Origin of the sequence: Spirillospora sp. NPDC046719 (assembly GCF_040645715.1) — a bacterium.
Lineage (GTDB): Bacteria > Actinomycetota > Actinomycetes > Streptosporangiales > Streptosporangiaceae > Spirillospora.
The window spans coordinates 1-23,645 of sequence record NZ_JBEYYT010000125.1 but is presented as its reverse complement, the minus strand read 5'-3'; the positions used below and the strand labels follow the sequence as shown (position 1 = coordinate 23,645).

The 23,645-nt window shown below is 69.2% G+C and carries 28 protein-coding genes; 23 read left to right on the top strand and 5 right to left on the bottom strand.

Annotated elements, in window-relative coordinates; genetic code table 11:
• The first annotated feature begins 78 nt into the window (after positions 1-78).
• The 9 genes from ABZ914_RS22190 (at position 79) to ABZ914_RS22150 (ending at position 8,391) form a co-directional block, all read left to right on the top strand.
• Entirely contained in the window at positions 79-540 is a 462-nt protein-coding gene (locus ABZ914_RS22190; protein ID WP_500195289.1) for a DUF2563 family protein, read from the top strand.
• Between the two features lie 1,496 nt (positions 541-2,036).
• Positions 2,037-3,179: a S8 family serine peptidase gene (locus ABZ914_RS22185; protein ID WP_500195287.1), complete on the top strand. Its 1,143-nt coding sequence runs from the start codon at positions 2,037-2,039 to the stop codon at positions 3,177-3,179.
• A gap of 43 nt (positions 3,180-3,222) precedes the next feature.
• Positions 3,223-3,789 carry a YbaB/EbfC family nucleoid-associated protein gene (locus ABZ914_RS22180; protein WP_500195286.1) on the top strand — a complete coding sequence of 189 codons (567 nt, stop codon included), beginning with the start codon at positions 3,223-3,225 and terminating at the stop codon, positions 3,787-3,789.
• 9 nt (positions 3,790-3,798) lie between these two features.
• A complete protein-coding gene (locus ABZ914_RS22175; protein WP_500195284.1) occupies positions 3,799-4,098 on the top strand; it encodes a YbaB/EbfC family nucleoid-associated protein in 300 nt (99 codons plus the stop codon).
• A gap of 67 nt (positions 4,099-4,165) precedes the next feature.
• Positions 4,166-4,462 (top strand): hypothetical protein, encoded by a 297-nt coding sequence (locus ABZ914_RS22170; RefSeq protein ID WP_500195283.1) that lies wholly within the window; start codon positions 4,166-4,168, stop codon positions 4,460-4,462.
• Positions 4,459-5,151, top strand: a complete 693-nt coding sequence (locus tag ABZ914_RS22165) for a WXG100 family type VII secretion target (RefSeq protein WP_500195280.1) — start codon at positions 4,459-4,461, stop codon at positions 5,149-5,151. The genes ABZ914_RS22170 and ABZ914_RS22165 overlap by 4 nt, the downstream gene beginning before the upstream one ends.
• Positions 5,136-5,735: a hypothetical protein gene (locus ABZ914_RS22160; protein WP_500195279.1), complete on the top strand. Its 600-nt coding sequence runs from the start codon at positions 5,136-5,138 to the stop codon at positions 5,733-5,735. The genes ABZ914_RS22165 and ABZ914_RS22160 overlap by 16 nt, the downstream gene beginning before the upstream one ends.
• 200 nt (positions 5,736-5,935) lie before the next feature.
• The gene (locus ABZ914_RS22155; RefSeq protein ID WP_500195277.1) at positions 5,936-7,123 is read left to right on the top strand and encodes a glycosyltransferase family 4 protein; all 1,188 of its coding nucleotides are present in this window, start codon (positions 5,936-5,938) and stop codon (positions 7,121-7,123) included.
• Positions 7,087-8,391 (top strand): MFS transporter, encoded by a 1,305-nt coding sequence (locus ABZ914_RS22150; RefSeq protein ID WP_500195275.1) that lies wholly within the window; start codon positions 7,087-7,089, stop codon positions 8,389-8,391. Before ABZ914_RS22155 ends, ABZ914_RS22150 begins: the two co-directional genes overlap by 37 nt.
• Here ABZ914_RS22150 and ABZ914_RS22145 read toward each other — a convergent pair.
• Positions 8,384-9,862 carry an MFS transporter gene (locus ABZ914_RS22145; RefSeq protein ID WP_500195273.1) on the bottom strand — a complete coding sequence of 493 codons (1,479 nt, stop codon included), beginning with the start codon at positions 9,860-9,862 and terminating at the stop codon, positions 8,384-8,386. The two genes, ABZ914_RS22150 and ABZ914_RS22145, sit on opposite strands and share 8 nt — an antisense overlap.
• 11 nt (positions 9,863-9,873) lie before the next feature.
• Positions 9,874-10,536 (bottom strand): hemerythrin domain-containing protein, encoded by a 663-nt coding sequence (locus ABZ914_RS22140; RefSeq protein ID WP_500195271.1) that lies wholly within the window; start codon positions 10,534-10,536, stop codon positions 9,874-9,876.
• Between the two features lie 178 nt (positions 10,537-10,714).
• On the opposite strand from ABZ914_RS22140, the gene sigJ reads away from it, so the two are divergent.
• The 3 genes from sigJ to ABZ914_RS22125 all read left to right on the top strand — a co-directional run bounded on the left by sigJ (position 10,715) and on the right by ABZ914_RS22125 (position 13,648).
• Complete coding sequence (sigJ, locus tag ABZ914_RS22135) at positions 10,715-11,623, top strand: RNA polymerase sigma factor SigJ (protein WP_433149228.1); 909 nt, start codon at positions 10,715-10,717, stop codon at positions 11,621-11,623.
• A gap of 253 nt (positions 11,624-11,876) precedes the next feature.
• Positions 11,877-12,752 (top strand): DMT family transporter, encoded by an 876-nt coding sequence (locus ABZ914_RS22130; protein ID WP_500195268.1) that lies wholly within the window; start codon positions 11,877-11,879, stop codon positions 12,750-12,752.
• Positions 12,752-13,648, top strand: a complete 897-nt coding sequence (locus tag ABZ914_RS22125) for a DMT family transporter (RefSeq protein WP_500195266.1) — start codon at positions 12,752-12,754, stop codon at positions 13,646-13,648. Before ABZ914_RS22130 ends, ABZ914_RS22125 begins: the two co-directional genes overlap by 1 nt.
• Here ABZ914_RS22125 and ABZ914_RS22120 read toward each other — a convergent pair.
• Entirely contained in the window at positions 13,602-14,693 is a 1,092-nt protein-coding gene (locus ABZ914_RS22120; protein ID WP_500195264.1) for an MGDG synthase family glycosyltransferase, read from the bottom strand. The genes ABZ914_RS22125 and ABZ914_RS22120 overlap by 47 nt on opposite strands.
• 64 nt (positions 14,694-14,757) lie before the next feature.
• On the opposite strand from ABZ914_RS22120, the gene ABZ914_RS22115 reads away from it, so the two are divergent.
• The 7 genes from ABZ914_RS22115 (at position 14,758) to ABZ914_RS22085 (ending at position 19,681) form a co-directional block, all read left to right on the top strand.
• Positions 14,758-15,504 carry a polysaccharide deacetylase family protein gene (locus tag ABZ914_RS22115; RefSeq protein ID WP_500195263.1) on the top strand — a complete coding sequence of 249 codons (747 nt, stop codon included), beginning with the start codon at positions 14,758-14,760 and terminating at the stop codon, positions 15,502-15,504.
• 338 nt (positions 15,505-15,842) lie between these two features.
• The gene (locus ABZ914_RS22110; RefSeq protein WP_500195261.1) at positions 15,843-16,562 is read left to right on the top strand and encodes an acetate uptake transporter family protein; all 720 of its coding nucleotides are present in this window, start codon (positions 15,843-15,845) and stop codon (positions 16,560-16,562) included.
• 144 nt (positions 16,563-16,706) lie between these two features.
• Positions 16,707-16,898 carry a hypothetical protein gene (locus ABZ914_RS22105; RefSeq protein ID WP_190858286.1) on the top strand — a complete coding sequence of 64 codons (192 nt, stop codon included), beginning with the start codon at positions 16,707-16,709 and terminating at the stop codon, positions 16,896-16,898.
• A gap of 63 nt (positions 16,899-16,961) precedes the next feature.
• Entirely contained in the window at positions 16,962-17,471 is a 510-nt protein-coding gene (locus ABZ914_RS22100) for a DUF3592 domain-containing protein (RefSeq protein ID WP_500195259.1), read from the top strand.
• A gap of 113 nt (positions 17,472-17,584) precedes the next feature.
• Positions 17,585-18,292: an MBL fold metallo-hydrolase gene (locus tag ABZ914_RS22095; protein WP_500195257.1), complete on the top strand. Its 708-nt coding sequence runs from the start codon at positions 17,585-17,587 to the stop codon at positions 18,290-18,292.
• Between the two features lie 349 nt (positions 18,293-18,641).
• Positions 18,642-19,151 (top strand): alpha/beta hydrolase, encoded by a 510-nt coding sequence (locus ABZ914_RS22090; RefSeq protein WP_500195293.1) that lies wholly within the window; start codon positions 18,642-18,644, stop codon positions 19,149-19,151.
• Between the two features lie 8 nt (positions 19,152-19,159).
• A complete protein-coding gene (locus ABZ914_RS22085; RefSeq protein WP_500195255.1) occupies positions 19,160-19,681 on the top strand; it encodes a hypothetical protein in 522 nt (173 codons plus the stop codon).
• Between the two features lie 384 nt (positions 19,682-20,065).
• Here ABZ914_RS22085 and ABZ914_RS22080 read toward each other — a convergent pair whose 3' ends face one another.
• Positions 20,066-20,383: a DUF397 domain-containing protein gene (locus tag ABZ914_RS22080; protein ID WP_500195253.1), complete on the bottom strand. Its 318-nt coding sequence runs from the start codon at positions 20,381-20,383 to the stop codon at positions 20,066-20,068.
• The gene (locus ABZ914_RS22075; protein ID WP_500195252.1) at positions 20,380-21,183 is read right to left on the bottom strand and encodes a helix-turn-helix domain-containing protein; all 804 of its coding nucleotides are present in this window, start codon (positions 21,181-21,183) and stop codon (positions 20,380-20,382) included. The genes ABZ914_RS22080 and ABZ914_RS22075 overlap by 4 nt, the downstream gene beginning before the upstream one ends.
• A gap of 163 nt (positions 21,184-21,346) precedes the next feature.
• Here ABZ914_RS22075 and ABZ914_RS22070 point away from each other — a divergent pair, with 163 nt between their 5' ends.
• From ABZ914_RS22070 to ABZ914_RS22055, 4 genes are all read left to right on the top strand, one after another.
• A complete protein-coding gene (locus tag ABZ914_RS22070; RefSeq protein ID WP_500195251.1) occupies positions 21,347-21,562 on the top strand; it encodes a hypothetical protein in 216 nt (71 codons plus the stop codon).
• Positions 21,559-21,831, top strand: coding sequence for a hypothetical protein (locus ABZ914_RS22065; RefSeq protein ID WP_500195249.1), 273 nt, complete (start codon positions 21,559-21,561; stop codon positions 21,829-21,831). The genes ABZ914_RS22070 and ABZ914_RS22065 overlap by 4 nt, the downstream gene beginning before the upstream one ends.
• Before the next feature lie 179 nt (positions 21,832-22,010).
• Positions 22,011-22,838 carry a hypothetical protein gene (locus ABZ914_RS22060; RefSeq protein WP_500195248.1) on the top strand — a complete coding sequence of 276 codons (828 nt, stop codon included), beginning with the start codon at positions 22,011-22,013 and terminating at the stop codon, positions 22,836-22,838.
• Positions 22,839-23,183: 345 nt separating this feature from the next.
• Entirely contained in the window at positions 23,184-23,597 is a 414-nt protein-coding gene (locus tag ABZ914_RS22055; protein WP_500195246.1) for a hypothetical protein, read from the top strand.
• Positions 23,598-23,645 lie beyond the last annotated feature (48 nt).

Below are 23,645 nucleotides of genomic sequence, written 5' to 3'. Positions count from 1 at the left end.
CGACATCCACCTCGGCGCCGAACGCCAGAACACCGCCATGTGGGGCGGCTGACCTCACACCGGTAAGGACGTCCGCCCATGCCTCCCCAAGACCCCACCACCAACGATCTCAACCAACTCCTCTACCCTCACGGCGCTCCTCATGCCGCCGCGCCCGCCACTCCCCCAACCCAGCAACCCGTTCCTCAGCCACCGGTCCCCGTCCGCTCCTCCCGAGGCGCCGGCAAGTACGAGGTGCACCGCCGCGAGCTCCTCAAAGTCGCCGACGAGATGCGCAACGACATCAAGGCCGTGGAACAGGCCGTCCAAGCCCTCAAGATCCAAGTTCACGAGGTAGGCGACTGGGACGTAGCGCAACAACTAGCGTCCAAAGTCAACACGGCTCACACGAACATGCTCGACGTCCTCGACCAATACGTGCAGGTTGCCAAGGCGATAGCGGGCCAGGTCGAGAATTCCGCGAAGACCTACGGCAAGGCAGAAGAAGGAGCGAAGGCGGCTTCTCAGACCCCGACGCCGACGAACGTGGCTCCTTGGTAGCCGCGACACCGTATCGAGCGACCGTTGAACCGACAGGAGGCCGGCGGCTTTGACCCTCCATCCGTACGAGCGTGGCATCCGGTCCGGCTCCCTCGGCCACGGTGACCCGGCCCAGTACGACTACCTGACCATCAAGACCTTCTTCGCGAACGCCAAACCGGCCGACCTCGAAGGGCTCCAGCAGGCGTACACCAATCTGCAAAGCGCCCTCCAGGACCTCGAACAGCGCCTCGGCCAGCACACCAAACGTCTGAACCAGGTCTGGGACGGGGACGCACAGCAGGCCGGCACGTCCGAGATCAAGCAGCTGACCGAGAACGCCGGCACGCTCGCCAAGGCGAGCGTCCAGTTCGGCACGGCCATGTCAAGCGGCGCCGCCGCGCTGCGAAACCCGCCGAAGATCCCGCCACCGTCCGGCCCTGCAGCCCTGACGCCAGGTCTTCTCGGAGAGGCTGCGGCCTCACCCGCCGACAACAAGGCGGCCCAGGAAGCCTTGGCGAAGACCAATGCCACCCTCGCCTCCGCTTTCGACCAGATCCCGTCCACCCTGGCCCTGGGCCTTCCTGACGGCATCAACCAGGCTCCCTACAGTGGAGGCGGCCCGGGCTCGGGAACACCGGGTGGAGCAGTCGGAAGGGGCGGGGGAGCTGAAAACGGCGGCGGTGCTCCGGGCACAGGTATTCCCTTCCCAGGCACTGCAGGGTCCGAGCCCGGAGGCAGTGCTACGACACCGCACGCGCCCACTAGTTCCACAAGCCCTTCGAGCCCGAAGACCTTAGGAAGACCGCCCGCAGAAACGGGAGCCTCCCCTCCCGGGCCATGGGTACCGCCCGCGCACAACCCGTCCGACCTGGAAGGCTCGCCCCTTCACCTCGGCGGACAACCAGGAGGCGCGCCTGGATCACCGTTCCCGACGGCGCCCACGACCGACGTGCGGGGTCCAAGTCTGCTTTTCCCTGGCATCGGAAGTGACGCGCCTTTGCCCCCAGCCGGTGAAGGCCAGCCGCCCCGTCCGGTTCCGGGCCGACAACTGGGCGGTCGATCGCGTCTTCCTCAGTTGACGGACCCAGAACCGCATGGAGGCGGCCCCTTGGGAGCGAACCGTGCGATGCCCCGCGGGGTCCTCGGCGGTACTGGCTTCAAAGGACTGGGAGCCGTGAGCGAGGAGCCGCTGGGCCCCTTCGGCACTTCGAGCGAACCGAGACGAGTCCCGGCAAGTGACGTCCTGCGCAATGGAGTCCTACGACCCGGCGCGGAGGCCACTAGTATGCCGATGTCCAAGACTGGCCCCGGAGCCGTCGGCACCGGTTTTCCCATGGGAGCGGCCGGTACCGGCGGCAGGATCAGCGAGAAATCAAGGGACATCTTCCTCACCGAGGACGACGACCTGTGGAGAGACGAGACGGCCGTCGCTCCGCCAGTCATCGGTAAGCCCAATCAAGATCCCGGGGACACCCGATATGGCGGTTGACCCACATGCGCGAAGGACTCTATGGGTGAGAGGCATCACGGCCGGGGCTCTTGCCCTCGGTCTTCTTGCCTCTAACTGCCCACCAGCACAGGCTGCGCCGAGGCCGCACCCCGAGGAGTGGTGGTTCAATGCGTGGCAGATAGCAAAGAAAGTGTGGCCGCTTACCCAAGGTGAAGGGGTAACCGTAGGCCTGATCGACACAGGCGTGGAGGCACGGCTCTCAGGACTGAAGAGCGTGGTCCTTCCAGGCAGTGGAGGTGACACGTCACCGAACGGCGACGGCCGCGTGGACACGGACAGGAAAAAGGGCGGACACGGAACCGGCATGGCCGCGCTGATTGCAGCCCAAGGTTCAAGTGACGGAATGGTAGGCATTGCCCCAAAAAGCCACATCCTCCCCGTCGTCACTTCGAACTTCAGTTTCGCCGCAGATATTCGTTATGCTGTGGATAACGGCGCGAAAGTCATCAACATGTCGATCGCCATACCGGCGGACAGATGCCCAGACGGCATACGCTCTGCGGTGCACTACGCCATCCAGCATGACGTCGTGCTCATCGCGGGCGCAGGCAACGAGCCGGAGGACCTCACGATAGGCGCCCCCGCCAACTGCCCGGGAGTCCTCACCGTGGGAGGGGTCGACGCCTATCTTTCTCCGTGGGATAAGTCGACTCCAGGAACCAGTGTCATGCTTGCCGCGCCCGGCGTTTCTGTCGGGTCAATAGGCATGGCAGGAGTTTTTACTCCAAGAATCAACGGCACCAGTTCGGCTGCAGCACTCACGTCGGGAGTGGCAGCTCTGATGAGGTCTCACTTCCCCCGCATGTCAGGGCGCGAGATCGTGCAGCGCATGCTGGCCACAGCGCGAGACGTGGGCCCCAGGGGCTGGGATCAGAAGACCGGCTTCGGCGCTCTCATCCCCCAAAAGGCCTTGACTGCCGAAGTCCCGGAGACCGCACCCAACCCCGTGTACGCATCTTTTGCCCGGCAGGCAGCTAAACCGAGGCCCTCTCTACCGTCCCCTGCACCCCGAAGAGAAGCAACCACAGAAAAAGGAACCCGGAAGGCAGGTAAGTATGCGATCTTCGCAGCGATCGCTCTGCCGACGGGCGTCGCACTGCTCACCACACTAGGCCTCTATCGACGTCGACACAGATCTTCCGTTTGAGAGAGCCCGCCGACTGGACGGTTAGGAAAACGAGGTGAACTCCGTGAGCGAGAATGACAAGAATTTGAGAGACCAACTGAACGTCAGCATATCGAATGCCCCTCGCACGTCCGAGGAAATCGAGGACCGCAGGAGGGCTGCCGCTCGACGCCAACGCGTCCGAATCGACGTCGATTCGGACAGTATGGCTCGCGAGGATCGATACCTTGAGCCTCAATTGGACAGGCATACTCAGGCGGCAATATTCAAAAGAGAGCTCTTTGTAAAACCACAAGAGGAGACACCAATCCCATCGTCGACCTCTCCTGCGTCCGGCGGGGATTTATCAAACGTCAAGGACGTCCAGAACTACGGAAACGTGCATCTGAAACAAATAGCCGACCTTGCCGAAAAAGCGTCCTCACGAAGATATGTCGGGGAGAGCAGAAACAAGGAGGTGCGGGTTGCCGTCGACGGAAATGGCGGTCTGCTCAGCATGGGCGTGTCGCATCGCATGCTGCGGAAAGAGCAGTCGAGAATAGTCTCTTCGCATATAATCGCAGCCATCGAACAAGCCCGCACCAAGGCGTCCAGCGATTGGCTGACAGAATTTCAAGATGGCTTGAGATGATTGGAGATCATGTCTGCCGGTGACGAGGTAGCCGATAATGTGCGGGCGCTGGGAAATTTGGTCGATTCCCTCCAGAACGAGACCAGAAGAGTTGCAGCCAGGGCTCGACAGAAATCTCATCGCAGCTTCACGACTACGATCGGAGGTGGCCTGGGGATCGTCGAGGTCGATACCTTAGGGCGACTTCAGAGAATAGACCTGGATCCGACGCAGATGAGGAGATGTAGCGCAGAAGAATTCGAGAAAAACCTACTGAGGGCCATAAATCAGGCTGAGCAAGCGGCCCGTGCAGCCCTGGGTACCGCCTAGGGCCGATCCAAAATGACCGCCCCACTCTCCCCTTAGAAGGGTCGAGATATTGACAGATCAGTACAGCGTGCAGCGTGAGTCCCTTCACGAGGCTTCAACGTATATCGTTTCGGCCAGCAAGAGCTGGTCAGACATAACGAGGACTCTGGCGAATGCAAAGCTGGCTCCAGATGACCTGGGGATAATAGGAAAGAAGGCAGGGGTCATCTCGAAGTACAACGCAGGCGTCGACCACGCGTGGCAACTGCTGGATCAGGGCGTCGCGAACCTCGACCTGATGGCCTATTCCTTGGATCTCGTGGCCAGGAATTACGGTCATGCAGAGCACAAGAGCATCAAAATACTTCGGGATATACTCAAATGACGACACTGGACGAGCCGGCCCCTTTCCCGCATAGCGATGCCGCCACCGTGAGGAAGGCCGCCGAGATCACCAACCACCGCAAGGCGCTGGACGCACTGGATATGGTGCGTGATATGGTAGGACATCCGGGCAACATCCAACGCGCCGTGACCGAATGGGAGAACGCCATTCGATCCATGAGCGCCTCATTTGAGGGGATGTCGCGAGCACAAAGCCAGGTTCAGTCCCGATGGACCGGCGGCGCCGCGAACGGATTCAACACCTACGCGATCGACGCCAAGACAAAGATCACCAACAATGTCGCCTACCTCCAGGGCGCCTTGGACGCGACCAGCCAGATGTACTCAGCCGTGCTGGATGCATATCGAGATGGCATAACGTTCATCTCAAAATGCGCCCAGAGTTTGCTAGACTTCGGTGGCGGTCTCCTCAGCGACTGGAAAGCGGTCTTGGCCGTGGCAGCGGCCGGGCCGACCGACGGCGCTTCGCTCGCCCTGGTACTGAGCCACTTCACGTCTCTGCTCTCCGAGTTCGCGGATAATGTCACCAATCTGATCATATCCGCCATTGAGGCGAATAAGAGCTATATGAAGGCACTGAGCGTGGCATTGGCGAACATCAACGGCATCGCGCCGCCACCCAAGCCAGCAGATGGGTTGCTCGAGCTGCACGCATGGAAACCGGCATGAGGGCATCTGGGATTGCCGTCTGTCTCATCCTGCTGGTGGCAGGCGGGTGCAGCTCGGCCTCCGGCCAGGCTGATCGGATGTATCCGCGCATAGTCGATGCTTGCAAACTGATCGGCACCTCGTCGCTGCAGAGGTACATAGGTGTCGGGGCGATTTCTCATCCGTCGCGGCCGCCGGACGTCCGTCCCGGCGACAGGCAGTGGGTGTGCTCCTGGGGCAGTAGTCTGCCAGGTCCCTCTCTGAGGCTGGCGGAAGTCTTTCATTCCCGAAAGAACGGTGGCACGTCCGCTGCGGCCAGGGATTTCAAGTTCGGTCGTTCGACCTGCCGGGGCACGGTCTGCCGGGAACTGCGTGGGCTCGGCAGCGAGGCGTTCGTCACGGGCGGCGACCTCTACTCGTCCGCGCCGTCCCCTGCTAACGGTTCGATAGACGTCTACGTCCGGGACGCGAACATCGAGTTCACGATCTCTTACTTACCCGGAGCGAACAGATCGACTCCTTCACTTGTTCCGGATGTGGCGACGAACGTCACCAGCCTGGCAAGAGAGGCACTGGGCAATCTGCACGAGTTTCGAGACCGCTGAGGCCGTTCTCGTATTCGGAGATGGTGAGGTCGGGTCTACGGGTCGTGGACGCGTTGGATGCACGCAGGGTCCGCGCGTGGGAAAGGCGGGCCTTGAGGTTGTGCTTTGGGAGTTGGGGCGGTGGGTGGTGGTCGGTACGGCCGGAGGGGCTCGCGGACAGGGGTTGGTTGGGGGGCGGCTGGGCGGGAAATCGGGTGGGCATGGAGATAGCGCGGACTCTGGTCCTCAGCGGGCACTTTCCGCCGGAGTCCGGTGGGGTTCAGACGTTCACCTGGGAGCTGGTGCGGCGGCTGCCCGCCGACCGGGTGGTGGTGGTCGCGCCGGCGCGGGCGGGGGCGGCGGGCTTCGATGCGGGGGTGGGCTTTCCGGTCGTGCGGCGGCGGGGGTACCTGCTGGTCCGGGGGCTGCGGCGGCTCGTCGAGAGGTATGGGATCGACGCGGTGTGGATCACGGCGGTGGCGCCGTTCGGGCTCTACGCGCCGCTGGTGCGGGCCGCGGGGGTGGGGCGGTTGATCGGGTCGACGCACGGGCAGGAGCTGGGGTGGTTCCGGGCGCCGCCGACGCGGGCGGCGCTGCGGGCGGCGGTTCGGTCGTTCGACGCGCTCACCTATCTCAGCCCGGCGACGCTCCCGGGATTGAGGGAGGCGGTCGGTGACCGGACGCGGCTCGTGCAGATGGCGGGCGCGGTGGACACGGCACGGTTCCGGCCTGGGCTGGACGGGTCGCGGGTCCGGTGGCGGCACGGGCTGGGGAAAGGGCCGGTGGTGTTGAGCGTGGCGCGGCTGGTGCGGAGGAAGGGGCATGACGTGCTGCTGCGCGCGTGGCGGGACGTGGTTCGCAGAAGGCCGGACGCGCGGTTGGTGATCGTCGGCGACGGGCCGATGCGGGCGCGGCTCGCCGAGGCGGCGCGGCGGGCGGCCGGGACGGTCACGCTGGCCGGGACGGTGTCGGCGGCGGACCTGCCGTACTACTACGCGGCCGCCGACGTGTTCGCGCTGCCGTGCCGGGACGCCAGGCGCGGGTTGCAGACGGAGGGGCTCGGGCTGTCGGTCCTGGAGGCGTCCGCGGCGGGCGTGCCGGTCGTGGTGGGGCGATCGGGCGGCAGTCCGGAGGCGTTGGTGGACGGGCGGACGGGCGTGCTGGTCGACGCGGAGGGCCCGGACGAGCTGGCGCTCGTGCTGCATCGGCTGCTGGCGGAGCCTGGACGCGCGGCCGCGATGGGCGCGGCCGGGCGGGAGTGGGTGTGCGGAGGATGGAGCTGGGACGCCGCCGCGGCCCGGCTCGCGGCGCTGCTGGACGACGGCCCGATCCGTGATCGTCCCGTCGGCGATGTCCCCCGGAACCGGACCCCGTGGACGGGAACCGTATGGCGTTCAAGGAGCAGCTGACCCGGCGGGACTTCCGGCGGCTGATCGTCGGCCAGACGGTGTCGGCGCTCGGCGACTGGATGGGCACGCTCGCGCTCATGTACTTCGTGCTGGAGCTGAGCGGGTCGACGACGGCGGTCGGCGGGGTGCTGGTGCTGCGGCTGCTGCCGTCGGCGCTGGGCGCCCCGGTGGCGGCGCGGGTGGTGACGCGCTGGCGCCGGCGCAGCGTGATGCTGACGTCCGACCTGGTCAGGGTGGGGATGGCGGCGGCGCTGCCGGTGGTTCCGGGGCTGTGGTGGGTGTACTTCTGGGCGTTCATGATCGAGGTCGTGGGGCTGATGTTCCTGCCGGCCCGGGACGCGGCGATCCCGTTCCTGATCGGGGAGGGCCGGGAGGAGGGGAAGGACGACCACGACACCGGGACGCTGGAGCTGGCGAACGGGATCACGATGGCGACGTCGTACGGGATGATCCCGTTCGGCGCGGGGATGTTCGGGCTGATCCTGTGGATATCGGAGCAGGCCGGGTGGGGCGGCCACTGGCGGTACGTGCTGGTGTTCTGGCTGGACGCGCTGACGTACCTGGCGTCGTGGCTGGCGGTGCGCGGGATCCCGGACCTCGGGCCGGGTCCGGGCGAGAAGGCGGCGATGGAGCGGGACGAGCGGGAGGCGGGCGAGAAGCACGGCTTCGTCAACGGGCTGAAGCTGCGGGTGGTGCGGGCCGTGCTGCCGGGGATCGCGGTGGTGGCGCTGGGGCTGGGGGCGCTGTTCTCGCTGGGCGTGGTGTTCGTGAAGGGTGTGATCAACGCGGGGCAGATCGGGTTCGGGGCGCTGGTGGTGTGCTTCGGGGTGGGGGCGGTGGTGGGGCTGCTGCTCCTGCACCGCAAGACGGGGAGCCTGCTGACGCAGGTCCGGGTGGCGACGGCGGTGCAGGGGGTGGTGATCGCGTCGATGGGCGGGCTGGCGTCCAAGCCGTGGTCGTTCGCCGGGGCGGTGCTGTTCGGCGCGGCGGCGACGAGCGCGCTGGTCGGCGGGATCACGTACCTGCAGGAGAGCCTGGGCGGGGTGGACCGGAACCTGGCGCTGACCGCGTTCCACGCGGTGCTGCGGTTCGGGCTGGCGCTGGCGGCGCTGCTGGCGGGCGGCGCCGCCGACCTCCTGAAGGAGGCCGGCGGGCGGCCGCTCGGCATGGTCCCGGCCCAGTTCGTGCTGATGCTGTCCGGCCTGGTGGTGCTGGCCGGCACCTTCCTGATCCGCGCCCCGAAGGCGCGGGAGCCGGCCGCTACCTGACCGGGACGGGGTCGGACGGCGCGTCCTCCAGCGGCTGCTCCGCCTCGCCGCGGGTGTTGGCGGCCCGCAGCGCGACGACCGCGGCGGCGGCGAGGAAGATGCTGCAGGCGAGCAGGGCGCGGGAGAACCCGCCGGTCAGCGCGTCCGGCATCGGCCTGCGGTCGGCGACCAGGTCGTGGGTGCGGGCGGTGGCCAGCGCGGAGAAGATCGCGAGGCCGAGCGCGCCGCCGAGCTGCTGCGAGGCGTTGAGCAGCGCGGCGGCGATGCCCGCCCGGTCCGGAGCGACGTTGGCGTTGGCGGCCGTGGTGATGGACACGAACGCCAGGCCGAGCCCGAGGGAGGCGACCATGAGGCCGGGCAGCAGGTCGGTGAGGTACTTCCCGTCCACCGGGATGCGGGACAGCCAGTAGACGCCGCCGCCCGCGAGCAGCAGCCCGGCGACCATCACGGGACGGGTGCCGATCCGGGCCAGCAGCTGCGAGGAGATCCCGGCGGCGATGCCGACGCCGAAGCAGAGCGGCAGGTACGCGGAGCCGGTCTTCATCGGCGAGTAGCCGAGGACGTTCTCCATGTAGAGGCTGAGGAAGAAGAACATCGAGCCGATCCCGGCGACGGCCACCAGCATCGCGACGTCGGCGGCGCCGAGCCCGCGGATCCGGAAGATCGACAGGGGCAGCAGCGGGTTGCCGCCGCGCTGCTCGTTGAGCAGGAACGCCAGCAGGATCACCGCGGCGCCGGCGAGGCCGCCGACGGTGCGGGCCGCGCCCCAGCCGACGTCCGGCGCCTTGACGATCGTGTAGACGAGCAGCAGCATCCCGGCGGTGACGAGGACGGCGCCGAGGAAGTCGAAGTCGGCGAGCCGCGCGCTGCGCCGGTCGCCCTCGACCAGCAGGAACAGTCCCGCGATGACGATCACGCAGACGGGCACGTTCACCAGCATCACCCAGCGCCAGCCGGGGCCGTCGGTGAGCAGCCCGCCGAGCAGGACGCCGGCGGCGGACGCGCCGCCGGCGACGCCGCCCCACACGCCGAGCGCCTTGCCGCGGTCGCCGCCCTCCTTGAACGTCGTGGTGAGGATCGACAGGGTGCCGGGCAGCATCAGCGCCGCGCCGATGCCCTGCGCGAACCGGGCGCCGACCAGCATCCCGGACGTCTGTGCGAGGCCGCCGGTCACCGACGACAGCGAGAACAGGACGGTCCCCGCGACGACGATGCGGCGGCGGCCGAGCAGGTCGGCGAGGCGTCCGCCGAGCAGCATGAACCCGCCGTAGGTGAGCAGGTATCCGGACGGCACCCACTGCAGGTCCTGGACGGAGAAGTCCAGGTCCTTGCGCATCGCGGGCAGTGCCACGTTGACGATCGAGGCGTCGATGAAGTCCAGGAACGCGATCGCGCACAGCAGCGTCAGGGTGATCTTGCCGCGTCCGGTCGCGAGAAAGGACGGCCGGGCGTCCGTTGTCGCCATGGTCATGTCTCCAGGTCTCAGGCGCTCGCCGGCGTCTGCCAGCGGGGCGCGCGTTCGTAGCGGGGCCGCCAGACGGCCCGGTAGAGCAGCCGGACGGGCGGCGGGACGATGCCGAGGACCTTGCGGCGCGTCTCGTCCTCGGCGCCGTCGAGCAGCCAGGGGAAGAAGCTCGCGGCGCCGCTCATGCCGAGCTTGCTGCGCTGCTCGGCGCCGAACGCGTCCCATTCCTTCTTGGTCATCAGCTTCTGGACGAGCGGGAGCGCGAGCTCCTCCTCGTGGTCGCAGTGCGCGGTGAGGCCCTGCGCGAGTTCCGCCGCGCGCGCGGCGAGCACCTCGGCGGGCGAGGACGTCTTGATCGCGGTGTCGACGCCTTCCAGCAGCCCGTCGAGGGCGTTGTGCTCGGCCTCCATCTGTTCGAGGACGGCGGTGTCGGCGACCCGGTCCTTCAGGACGGGCCACAGGTGCGTGTCCTCGGCGGTGTGGTGGACGTGCAGGAAGGTGCTGAAGCGGTCCCAGCCGGCGCGGAGCGCGGGGCCGGGGACGTCCCCGGCCTCGGCCATGGCGATGAGCCGGTCGAGGTCGCGCTGGAAGGCGTCGTGGACGGCGTACATGAACGAGACGTCGATCCGGTCGCGCGGGCCGGATGGCGTCCGCGTGCTCGGTCGCGTGGTGCGGCTCATGGGTTGGCCCCCTAGTGTCCTGCCGGGATTGACCCGGTCTCGCCAGCAAAGAGGGGCGGCGGGGCGGCGAATGTGACACCGGACGGCCGGGATGAGGTCCACGTCACAATCCGGGCGTTGATGTCACACTTTCGGGGGTGCGGCCCCTCTAGGGGGCGAGCGCACAGGAGGTCGACCCATGCCCGATGGCACCGCCGAGGACACCGCGACGCGGGTGTTCGCCGATCACCGGGAGCTGCTGTTCTCGGTCGTCTACAACATGCTCGGGAGCGTCGCGGACACCGAGGACGTGCTGCAGGACGCGTGGCTGGCCTGGGCGGCCAGGCACGGCGACGGCGCCGCGGAGGAGATCGGGAACCCGCGGGCGTACCTGGTGCGGATCGCGGTGAACACGGCCCTGGCCCGGCAGGCGCTGATCAGCCGCCGCCGCGAGACGTACGTGGGGCCGTGGCTGCCCGAGCCGCTGGTCAGCGACGCGGGCACGGAGGACTCGGCGGAGCGGACCGAGGCGGTGTCGATGGCGCTGCTGGTCGTGCTGGAGACGCTGACGCCGCTGGAGCGGGCCGTCTTCGTCCTGCACGAGGTGTTCGGGTATCCGCACACGGAGATCGCGGGGATCCTGGACCGCAGCCCGTCGGCCGTCCGGCAGCTGGCGCACCGGGCCCGCGAGCACGTGCACGCGCGCCGTCCCCGCTACCAGGCCGACCCGAAGGTGCAGCGGCAGGTGACCGAGCGGTTCCTGCGGGCGGCGCTGGGCGGCGACATCGAGGACCTGATGCGGCTGCTGGCGCCGGACGTGACGCTGTGGACCGACGGGGGCGGCAAGGCGCGGCCGTCGGCGCTGCGCCCGATCCAGGGCGCCGACCGGGTCGCCCGGACGATCACGGGCGGGACCGGGCGGGAGCGGTGGCCGCTGGAGATCCGGTACCGCACCGTCAACGGCGACCCGTCCGCGGTGCTGTTCGACGACGACGACGCGCCGTTCGGGGTGATGGTCCTCGACCTCGACCCGGACGGCGACCGGATCCGCGGCATCTACGCGGTCACCAATCCGGACAAGCTCGCTCATATCGACGAGCACCGCTGAGAGACGCGGTCCGCCGCCGGGGGCCGCGGCGGCGGACCGTCCCCCTTTTCCGGCCCCGCCCCCTCGCCCGGAACGGCCCCCGAGCAGCCCCGCGCGCAGCCCGCAAAGCAACCCCCGAGCAGCGCGCGAGTAGCTCCGGGACCGGCTCCGGGGGCCGATTCGGGCAGGCCAGCGTGGGTAGGGGGTCATCGCGATCTTTCGCGGCCCGGAGGCGCCGGGCGCGGATCGCCCGACCGTTATGAGCCTTCTCGGGATGATCTTCGCCGTGGTGGCGGCCGCGTTCACCGGACTCGGCTTCGTCGCCCAGCAGCATGCCGCCTACCGGGAGCCGCTGGAGGAGATGCTGCACCCGCGGCTGCTGCTGCACCTGCTGCGCAGCCGGCTCTGGCTGGCCGGCATCGGCACGATGATCGTCGGGCAGGTGCTGTTCGCGGTGGCGCTGAACCTGGCCGACATCGCCGAGGTCGAGCCGCTGCTGGCGAGCAACCTGATCTTCGCGCTGGTCGCCGCGCACCTGATCTACCGGGAGCGGCTCGGCCGCGCGGAGTGGCAGGGCGCGATCCTGTTCACCGCCGGCGTCGCGCTGTTCCTGACGATCGGGGAGCCGCACGGCGGCGCCGAGCCGAGCACCCTGTCCCCGCGCTGGCTCGCCGGCGCGGTGGTGCTCGGCCTGGTCGGCCTGCTGACGATCGCCGGCCAGCACCGCGACCTGCGGGTCCGCGCGATCACCCTGGCCTGCGCGGCCGGGCTGCTGTACGGCCTGCAGGACGCGCTGACCCGCAGCGTCCTGCTGCTGTTCGACCACGGGATCTGGCAGGCGGCCCGCGACTGGCAGCCCTACAGCCTGGTGCTGATCGGGGCGACCGCGCTGCTGTTCTCGCAGAGCGCGTTCGACGCGGCGCCGCTGCGGATCTCGCTGCCCGCGACGACGGCGGCCGAGCCGCTGACCGGCATCGCGCTGAGCATCGTGATCTTCGACGAGCGACTCCGGGTGTCGATCGGCAGCCTGGCGCTGGAGGCGGTCGGGCTCGCCGCCATGGTCGCCGGGATCGTCGTCCTCGGCCGGTCGCCCTACCTCGGCAAGCCGGGCGACCGGGCGGACGCGCGGAAGAACGGGGTGGAGTGCTGATGCTCTCGGTGCTGTTCGCGGTCCTCGCCGCCGCCGCCAACGCCCTGGCCTCCGTGCTCCAGCGGCAGGTCGCCAAGGGCGCGCCGGATGAGCACACGTTCCGGCCGTCGCTGATCCTCGACCTGCTGCGCCGGCCGGAGTGGCTCGGCGGGATCGCCGCGCTCATCGCCGCGTTCCTGCTCCAGGCCGCCGCGCTGGACCGGGCCGGGCTGGCGCTGGTCCAGCCGCTGCTGGCGGCGGAGCTGCCGTTCACGATGCTTCTGCTCGGCTGGCTGGTGCCCGGAGCCTTCCGCAACGTGCCGTGGGCGGCGGTCGGCGCGCTCACCGCCGGGCTCGCGGCGCTGCTCACCGCCGCCTCGCCGTCGGAGGGGCCGGGCCGTCCCGGCGCCCTCGGCTGGGCCATCGCCACCGGCGTGACGGCGGGCCTCGCCGCCGGGCTGATCGCGGCCGCCTGGATCGTCAGCGGCCCGCTGCGCGCCGTCCTGCTGGGCGTGACGACGTCGCTGGGGTTCGCGCTGACCGCCGCCTACATGAAGACGGCCACGCAGACGATCACCGACTCGGGGCTCGGCGCCGCCTTCACGTCCTGGGAGCTGTACGCGATGGTGGCGACGGGCGTCGCCAGCCTGATCCTGCTGCAGATGGCGCTGGCCAGCGGCACGCTGGTGGTGGTGCAGCCCGCGCTCACGGTGACCGACCCGGTCGCGAGCATCTGCCTGGGCGTGTTCCTGTTCGACGAGCACATCCGCACCGGCGGCTGGGTCGCGCTGGAGCTCGCCGGGATCGCGCTGATCCTGGTCGGCAGCATCGGAATCGCCCGCTCCCCGGTGCTGCACGAGCAGCACACCGTCAGCCGAGCGCCGCACACACGGTGCGCTCCGCGGACTCGGCGCTGAACAGCGCGTCGACCCGCGCGGCGCGGGTGCGGCGCAGCGCGCCGTCCTCCAGCCGGTCCAGCGCCTCGACCAGCTCGGCGGGCGAGTGCGCGTAGACGCTGAGGCCGCCGCGCGCCATGGCCAGCGCCCCGTCCCGCCCATGGCCCGGGATGGGCCGGTAGGAGATCACCGGCAGCCCGCAGGCGAACGCCTCCCGGCACGTCATCCCGGCGGCGTTGTCGACCAGCGCGTACGCGCCCGCCATCAGATCCGCGACGTCGTCGCGCCAGCCGAGGGCGGGAGCCAGCCCGGTGCTGAGGATGCGGCGGCGCAGGTGCCCGTTCCGGCCGCACAGCACGACCGGCCGGTACCGTCCGGACGCCGACAGCACTCCGGCGGCCTCCACCACCCGCCCGACGCCCCACGCGCCCGCCGAGATCAGCACGACCGGCTCGTCCGGGCCCGCCCCGGAAGCCCTGCGCAGACGCTCGCGACCGTCGCGGCCGTCGCGGCCGTCGCGGCCGTCGCGGACGCCGGGGCGGTGGAACTCGGGCGGCACGAGCGGCGCGCACATGGTCGCGGGACGTCCCGTCGCGGCCGTCACCGCCCGCGCCGCCGCCTTGTCCGGGCACAGGTACCGGTCGTTGCCGGGATGCAGCCACATCCGGTGGACGGCGAAGTCGGTGACCAGCACCAGGGACGGCGCGTCCAGTCCCCCGGCCCGGCGCAGCCGACCGGCGGCCTGCGCGGCGACGTGGAAGGTCGACACGACCGCGTCCGGCGGCAGTTCCCGGACGCGCCGCTGGAGCCGCGCGGCGATGAGCGCGGTCAGCGGCGAGGGCGGCGGCGGGCGCAGCGGCCCGGGCCGCCGGGAGACGAAGAACGCCCGGTAGACCGCGGCGTAGAGCCACGGCGCGGATCGGATCGCCCCCGCGTAGGCGCGGCGCAGGGCGTGTCCTAGGCGCAGCGGCACGAGGTCCAGCACGTCCACCACGGACACCTCGACCCCGTGCGGGGCGAGCCGCCGTTCGAGCTCGCCGGCGACCGCGTCGTGACCCGCCCCCATGCCCGCTGTGAGAATTAAGAGTCGCTTGCCCATTAGATGGGACCCCCCTGTGCAAGATGGTCATGTGCACACAGATTTCCGGGCGCGCCACGTCCCCGCCGCGGTCGCCGGGCCCGTCGCCGGGCTCGCCGCGGTGCTGACGGCGCACGCCCTGCCCGCGGCGACCTGGCTGGCGCCGGTCCGCCGCTGGACGCCCCGGATCGCCGGCCGCGGCTTCCCGGACCATGTCGCGCTGACGCTGGACGACGGCCCGGACGGCGCGTCCACCCCGCTGTTCCTCGACGAGCTGGCCCGGCTCGGCTGCCGCGCGACGTTCTTCGTGCTCGGCTCGATGCTGCGCCGCCACCCGGACGTCGGGCGGCGCATCGCGGCCGAGGGGCACGAGCTCGGCGTGCACGGCTGGAACCACGACAACGCCCTGGTCACGCGGCCGGGGCGGGTGTCGGCGGAGATCGCCGGGACGGTCCGGACCATCGAGGCGGTGTGCGGCGTGCGGCCCCGCTGGTACCGGCCGCCGTACGGGGCGCTGAGCGCCGAGGCGCTGCTGGCGGCGCGCCGCAACGGGCTGCGGCCGATCCTGTGGTCGGCGTGGGGACGGGACTGGACGGCGTCCGCGACGCCCGAGTCGGTGCTGGCGACGCTCTCGCCCGGCATCGCGGGCGGGGCGACGCTGCTGCTGCACGACAGCGACGTCACGTCCGCGCCGGGGGCGTGGAAGTCGTCGCTGGGGGCGCTGCCGAACGTGGTGGCGGTGTGCCGGGACGCGGGGCTCACCGTGGGCCCTCTGCGCGATCACGGGATCCCGGCCTGATGTCCGCGTCCCCTGGCACCCCTGTCACACGGAATCTTCTGCCCCTGGGCGCCGCAGGTATGTGAACGGAGCCGCCCGGCGTCACCTTTGCCCGTTTTGTGCGTTTCGCCCCCTGAATGCCGGTTACAAGTCGTTGAGGGAGATTCTCCTATGGGGGAGGAGATGTCATGAGGGATCGCAGAAGGTCCACTGGAAGGGACTCGCCGGCTCCCGGCGAGGGCACGCCGATGACGGGCCCCGGGCGCGACATGCCCGGCCACGAGCACGACATGCCCGCGCACGACATGCCCGCGGGCCGAGGCGTGCCGGCCGCTTCCGCCGCACCGAGGGAAGGTGCGATGGAACGCGAGCAGTTCGCTCTCTGGGAGGACCGTACGCGGGTCTCCCTGACGCCGATCGCGGCGCCGTCGATCCTGGGCCTCTTCGGGCTCGCCGGCGCGTTCATGATGGTCGGCGCCTGGCAGGCGAACTGGTACGGCACGGCGCTCACGCCGCTCGTGCTCTTCCCGTTCGTGCTCACCTTCGGGGGGCTGGCACAGTTCCTCGCGGGCATGTGGTCCTACCGGGCCCGGGACGGCCTCGCCACCGCCGTACACGGCATGTGGGGCGCGTTCTGGATCGGCTGGGGCCTGCTGTTCCTGCTCGTCGCCGTGGGCGCCTATCCACTGGCACTGGCACCACGGATCGGAGCGGTCAACCAGGGCTTCGCCTTCTGGTTCATCGCGCTCTGCGTGATCACCGGATGCTGCGCGCTGGCCGCGATGGGCAAGAACCTCGCCATGTCCGCGGTCCTGTGGCCCCTCGCCGCAGGGGCGGGCTTCACCGCCGCCGGATTCTGGGCCGGCTCCACCTGGCCCCTCCGCGTCGGAGGCTGGCTGTTCGTCATCGCCGCGGCGATAGCCGTCTACACGGCGGCCGCGCTGATGCTCGAGAACAGCTTCGGACGGACGATCCTGCCGCTCTTCGCGTTCCGGGGAGGCCAGAACATTCCGGGACGCCGCGCCAGCCGTCCGCTGGAGTACCGCTACGGCGAGCCGGGCGTCAAGATCGGACAGTGATCCCGGCACTCCGTGCCGCGCCCCGTCCCCGGCCCAAGGGGTCGGGGCACGGGCATGCTCGGAGACTTTACCCAGCTCACGGAAGTTTTACGTTTCCGCTCGCCTATTCTGGGCGTCGTTCCATCGGCGCTTGGAGGGAGCGGGATGCGATCGGCGTTTCGGAGGACGTGGCGACGGGTCGTCCAGGCCTACCAGCTGGCGTGCGCGCGCGACGACGCGGCAAAGCGGAAGATCACCGTGCCGAGCGGGGTCTGGGTCTGCGACCACTGCCATGAGGCCCTGCTGGAGCTGCACGCCCTCCGCGAGCACGTCCGCACCCAGCACGCCTACATCTGAACCCGGCCCCCTCCGGGCATCGCCGGCCTGGCCCCACGGTGGGCACGGTGATTCACTGGAGGCGTGGATGCCGATGATCGCGTGCCGCTCGGCGCGCGCGTCGTCGGCCGGGCGGGGATCGCCGGACGGACGGTGGTCCTCGCTTTCTGCGCGGTCTTCGCCCTTCTCCTCACCGCCGTCGGCGCCGGGATGGCCGTCAGCGGCGTCGGAAGGCTCGGCGACACGTCCGGCGCCTCCGGCCGGACGATCGGCGGGACCGTCCTCGCGGCGAAGCAGGAGACGTCCGGGCCGCAGGGCGGCAGCCGGATCAGGCGGATCGAAGTCCGCTTCACCGCGCCCGACGGCACGGTCCGCTCGTTCTGGGAGAGCGGCGACGCCGACGTCGACGACACGATCGCCGTCCACTACGACCCGGAGCATCCGGAGAGCTTCACCACCCACTCCGCCGGCGAGCTCCGGGTCCTCGGCGTCCTCCTGATCGTCATGGGCGCCGCCCTGCTGGTCCTCATGCCGCTGCTCCTCGTCAGGCTCGGTCTCGAAGCCCACCGCGCACGCCGTCGCGGGCACGCCTGACACCTCTTGACCTGGCAGCCCGCGGAGCTCCGCACGCAAAAGCTATTGACAGTAGCCAGATGGCCAATTAGGTTAACCGGTATCGCTCCGCATCCCAGAACCCGGAAGATCCCATGCGCCTCGCACCGAACCTGTACCGCCTCGGCAACGACATCGTCGCCTCCTACCTGGTCGACACCCCCGAGGGCATCACGCTCATCGACGCGGGCCTGCCCGGCCACTGGCGCGACCTCCAGCGCGAACTCCGCACCCTGGGCAAGTCCGCCGACGACATCCGGGGGCTCATCCTGACGCACGGCGACTCCGACCACATCGGCTTCGCCGAGCGGCTGCGCAGCGAGCACGGCGTCTCCGTGTACGTGCACGCCGCCGACGCCGCCCGCGCCCGGACCGGCGAGAAGCCCAAGACCCCGTTCGGCAAGATGCGCGTCGGCCCGACGCTCGGGTTCCTCGGGTACTCGATCAGCAAGAACGGCCTGCGCACCCGCTACGTCTCCGAGGTCACCGAGATCGGCGACGGCGACGTCCTGGACCTGCCCGGCGCCCCGGCGATCATCGGGATGCCGGGGCACTCCCCCGGCAGCGTGGGCGTGCACGTCCCGGCCGCCGACGCCGTCTTCGTCGGCGACGCCCTGACGACCCGGCACGTCCTCACCGGCCGCACCGGCCCGCAGCCCGCGCCGTTCACCGACGACCCGGACGAGGCGCTCGCCTCCCTCGACCGGCTCGCGGGGCTGGAGGCGTCCTGGGTCCTGCCCGGCCACGGCACCCCCTGGCAGACCTCGCCGGCCGAGGTCGCCGAAGCCGTCCGAAACGGCTGACCGCCCGCCGGGCACGTAGACCAGCCTGCCGCCCGCCCCGCGCCGACGGACGCCCGCACGGCGCGCGGAACAAGTGGAACACCTCCTCCGTCGACGCGCGCACAAGCGACTGGTGCGCACCGAACATGACGTCGCCACGTCGCCTACCTGCAACAATGCCCGGCCGACCGTTCCAGCGGGAACGCCGTCGCCTGTGTAGGCGGCCAGAGGAGCGGCAGGCACGGAGCCAGGTCGGCGATTCCCCCAGGAACCCCGTCCTTCACCGGGCCGAACGCGCACGGCAACAGTCCTCGTACACGCCTCCCGCAGCGGCGGTCCTCGTGTCCGTTCGCCGGCATCCCAGAAGGAGATCCCAGACGGCGGCCGGCGTCCTCCCCAAGCGGGCCTGACGCTGTACGCCAAGAACGGCGCACCGGCCTTCGACGGATTCGTGGACGGGCTGCGGCAGACGCAGGGCGACGCCGGGGTGCACAGCCATATCACCGTGATCGGGCACAGTTACGGCACGCGCCTCATCGGCGAGGCGGCAAGTCACGGTGACGGGCTGAAGGTCGACGACATGATCGCGGTGGGCAGTCCGGGAATGGGTGTCGACAATGTCAGGCACCTGCATGTCGACCAGCGGCACTTCTGGTCCGAGTCGGCTCCAGGCGACCAGGTGCCCTACGCCGCACCGGTCCTCGGCGGCCACGGAGTCGCCCCCGGAGACGGGCGGTTCGGAGGAAACGTGATGACGACCGACACCCGCGGGCACAGCGGGTACTGGGACATCGGCAGCGACAGCCTCGCCAACCAGGCTCTCGTGGTCACCGGACGGTACGGAGACGTAGGCCTCCAGGCCGGAAGCCCTCCGTCATGAGGCGTCTCGTGCCCTTCATCGCGGCTCTCGCGCTGGTCTGCGCCGCCGCGTTCGGATGCACGCATCCCCATAAGGAGGAGCACTTGAAAGTCGCCGACGAGAAGAAGCTGTCGGAAGGGCTCGACGCCTTCTTCTATAAGGTCATTGACGTCCTGGACGCCGGAAGACCCGCCACGGCGCCCACCGGAGGACCTGCCCCCTGCGACCAGTTCGATGTCATGGACTTCAAGGACGGGGAATCCAGCCCGTACAACATCGCGTCCTTCTCCACCATCGACGGCATCTCGCCGGACAGGGCAGTGCCGACGATCATGCGGTTGAAGGCCTATGCGGAGCGGTCCGGTTGGAAGATCTCCTCTTTCCGGCCCGCGACGGGCAGCAGGACGATCACGGAACTCGCAGGTTACGCCGCGAATTACCGTTATGGTTACGGCTACGGTTTCAGGGTCGAGGCCCTGCATGACGCGAGCCGCATCGTCATGAGCGTAGGTTCCGACTGCGTCAGAGACCCGAGAGACCACCGCCACTGAGCCGCAGGGCAGAGCCCGGCGAACCAGCCGGTCGCCCGGCGCGCAGGGGCCGAAGCTCATGCGGTCGGCGACACGTCCGACCGTGCGGCGCCGCAACCCAAGATGCCCCTGCGCCAGACGAACACCCACCGGACCAGCGGGGCGTCACGAACGAGCACGTAGACCAGGCTGGGCGATCAGATGGTTCTCCCCACGCCCCTCTCCCGAGCAGGCAATGACCGCCTGCCTCGCGCCGACGGCCTTCAGTTGGCCACCAACGGCCTCCGCAGCGCCGGACGGCGTGCGGACGGATGGAAGCCCTGCTTCTTGATCGCGTGGCCGACCCGGGACGCGGTGACGTAGAGCCGCTCGATGGTCCGTCCGAAGTGCAGCCCTCGGCCAGGTCTACTTGTCGTATCGGCCCGCGCGAATGTCGCTCACCAGTACCCCGAACGCCCCGCGCCCGAACGCGAGCTTCGGCCCTTCCGGATCCTTCGAGTCCCGCAGAGCCACCCCCGAAGTCATCTCTCCCACCTCGACACAGGCCCCTCCCGACGAGTCGCTATGCGTACTCTTCTGCCAGGAGCCAGCCTCGACGCAGGTGCCCCCTTCGGAACCGCTACGCGAACTCTTCACCCAAGAAGCCACCTCGACGCAGTCTCCGCCAGACGCATCGCTATAACTGCTCTTACGCCAGCGGGCATACAGGTCCAACGCGCTCACACACCCTCCATGATCGCACGGATGAGCGCCATGGACTCATCCGAAGGCAACGCGGTCGCCCTGATCATATTAAAGGATTTGATCACCCGCTGCACCTCCGCGGGCTCTCTGATCATCTGTCCATATCCGCAGGCCGCGTCCACATAAGCGACGTCTTCACCTTCAGGAAAGCTCAGCAACTGGAATCCGCTACTCTGTGTTACGGCAAACCGTCGAGGAATTATCTGGATACAAAAATTCGACTCTTCGAGGACCTCAAGCAGACGCCGGCACTGCCCTTTTCGTATCCTGGGAGGCAAGTCGCGAATGACAGCCTCTCGGAGTAGCAGAAAAATCCAAGGCGGGTCGACCTTTTCAAGGATCGTCTGCCGCTCCATGCGAAGCGCCACCAACTCTTCAGTTTTCTCTCGCCGATGCTCCGTACCCAGAATCAGACGTGCGAGTTCCTCCGTCTGCAGCAACCCTGGCACGACAAGCGGCGCGAAAATGCTCAACTGAGAGACGTCTCGCTCCGCCTCGACCAATGGCCGGAACCCGCTAGGAATGAGGCCACGCCTCCGCTCCTCAGCATGCTTCTCCCAGGTGCGGCGGAACATGCCACCGGCCTGGAAGTAGGTGTCGAGGTCGTCGGCGAGCCCTTCGGAGGGTGGTTTCTCGAAGGTCTCGACCTTGGCGAGCCACTGCGGGGTGCAACCGAGTGCCGTGGCGAGCTTGTTGCGGGAGAGCTTGACCGCCTCGCGCCTGGCGCGCAGCTCGCACACGAACATCTCCTGATGGACGGACGGGTTGGCGTCGCGCATGGGTGCCATCGGGTGTCTCCAGGGTGTCGGACGGTTGCTTGGGGGGTGTCATGCCGTCTAGTCGGGGTGCCGACGAGGGGGTAGTCGGTTCGTAGCTGAGAGTAACTTCAGCCTGTCACGCTCGTCCGACGAAATCCGGACCGAGCACAGGAAGCCCCCGTCCATGAACGAGCAGCAACGCGCACGACTTCAGGAGCAGTACCCCGCCTGGCACATCCGCCGGCCGCAGGGCATGGAGTGCTTCGTCGCGACGCGCCTCGGCCGCCCGCTCACCGAGAAGGAGATCTATTACGGCCTTTGCGCCACCCTTGTCGAAGACACCTTCGACGCCCTGAGCGAGGCCCTGGCCGAACAGCGCGAGATCGAGGACGCCCTGTGATCTTCGCGCTCGCCATCACCGGCGTCGCGCTCATAGCGATTTTCGCCGCCTGGATGTTCGTCCTCTTCGTCAGCATGGAGTTCGCCGACAACGGCTATGTCGGCAGGCACCGCGGCCTGCCCGACTCACCCGCAAAACGGGCACGGCGGGACCGCCGCACCCCCTATACCCCGCGCTCGTACCACCGGACGCTCGGCAAGCGACACCCTCCGGCGCCCAACCGGCCCCCAGGCGCTCGGAGGTCGACCGGATCCCGCAGGCTCGCATGACCGCATTAGGCACCCGGCGGGCCGTCCTACCACGAGCATGGACGCCGGACCAGAGGCAGGGCGGCCACCATTTCATCAGCGCCCGAATGGATCATAATCCGGCATATTGCGATCAAAAGGGCGCGCGTGCTCTACTTCTTGCAGTCTTTCAAGGGAGAAGGACGAGGGGGAGGTTCTCCATGCCGTTGAAGCAGAATCCTGACCCGGTCGACCACGCCGGCATTCTCACGGCAGAACAACTGGATCCGGCTAGCGGCTGGCTCCGCGACGCGGGTTCCACCAGCCCTCCTGTGGGAGCCGAGGCCCCGGACTACGAGATCGTCGTCACTCCGAAAGGCGACCGGTTCGAGGCGAAACTCGTGGTCAGAAGGCGGGCGTCCCCGGGCACGAACAACGCGGTGTATCTGAAAGCCGGCGTCTACGAGACCAACACCACTCTCGATCTGGTCACCCTGGAGAGTCACCGCAAGAAAAAGGAGGCCTTCGGCCTCGGCAGTTACATGACGGACTTCGGGAAGTCCTCGCAGAACCGGGTCTATCTTTACATGCCCCCGGATATCGCGGATCTCTCCCGGCGCGCGGAGCTGGAGCACTGCGACGACCTGGTCTACGCCTACCAGCAGACGCTCGAGACCCTGGACCTGGCGTTGGTGTCGGTGGCGTCGGCCGATCCGGTCACCGCCGCGACGCCGGACGAGGCCCGCACGAAGGTGGCCACGGCGATCCGCGCGGCGATCCCGCAACGGCGGGCGAACCTCGGCATCGATCCCCAGGCCTGGCTCACCGAGTACGAGCGGCTGTGCGCCAAGACCCGAGACCGCGACACCAACGAGTGGCACTTCTTCGACGTCGAACTCGTCGAAGCCGCGGCCGTTCCAGGCCGCGATGCACCGACCTATCTGACGGGTGCCAGGCGCGACCGTGCCGACTTCCCGATCTGCTACCTCCGTTACACCGCGGGAGGCACTGAAATCGGTACCCACACCACCGCCGACGTGATCGTCTGACCACCCGACCCCAGCCGAAGGCTCGGCCGCCGGACCGGGCAACCCCGGCCGCCCCGTTCGCGCTATGACCTCGCCGACCTCGGGCGGCTAATGCGTGTGAGGGGTGACCGGGGGTTTGCTCGGGGGCTTACTGGGGCGGGGCGGCGGAGTCGTTCACGCCGATTCCAAGCCCGTGCCGTCCGGTGGTGCGTCCGGCGCCATTCACCAAGATCATTCTTTTACGGTCTCCCCGATCCGGCGGAATTCGATCACGGCGCGCCGGTGGTGTGGACGACGTCACGGCGAGCCGCCGCAGGCCGGAGCGGGCCGCGGTACGAGCGCACGGCTGCGAGCTGAAGGGTCAGCGTGTCCGAGAGCACTTCCGCCGAACTGCCGGCCGAGCTGGAAGAGATGATCGAAAGGCACATGGAGCGGTTGCGGGAGGCCAACCGGTGGTCGTCGGCGGCGGCCGCGCGAGCCGTGAGCACCGGCGAGTTCGTCACCGCCGGAGCGCGGCCGGAAGCGGCTGAGGCGGGGGGCGGGCTGCTCGGCGGGCCCCCGTCCGGGGCGTCGAGCACGCAGGCGGACCCCCGCGTCGTGCGCGAGGTGGCCGGGGAGTCCGATGAGCTGCACGCCGAGCTGCGCAGGGAGGCCGACGCGGTGCTGCAACGGATGGACGCGCTTCTCCGTACCGACCTGCCCGCCGCGCAGCGGGCCGCGGTCATCGACGCGCGCCGCTGGTGGACCGGCTACGTGGACAGGCTCGCGAGGCTGGACTAGAGAGACGTTGGCTTGTGGCGGCCACCGAGAGGGCGACGCGCCACAAGC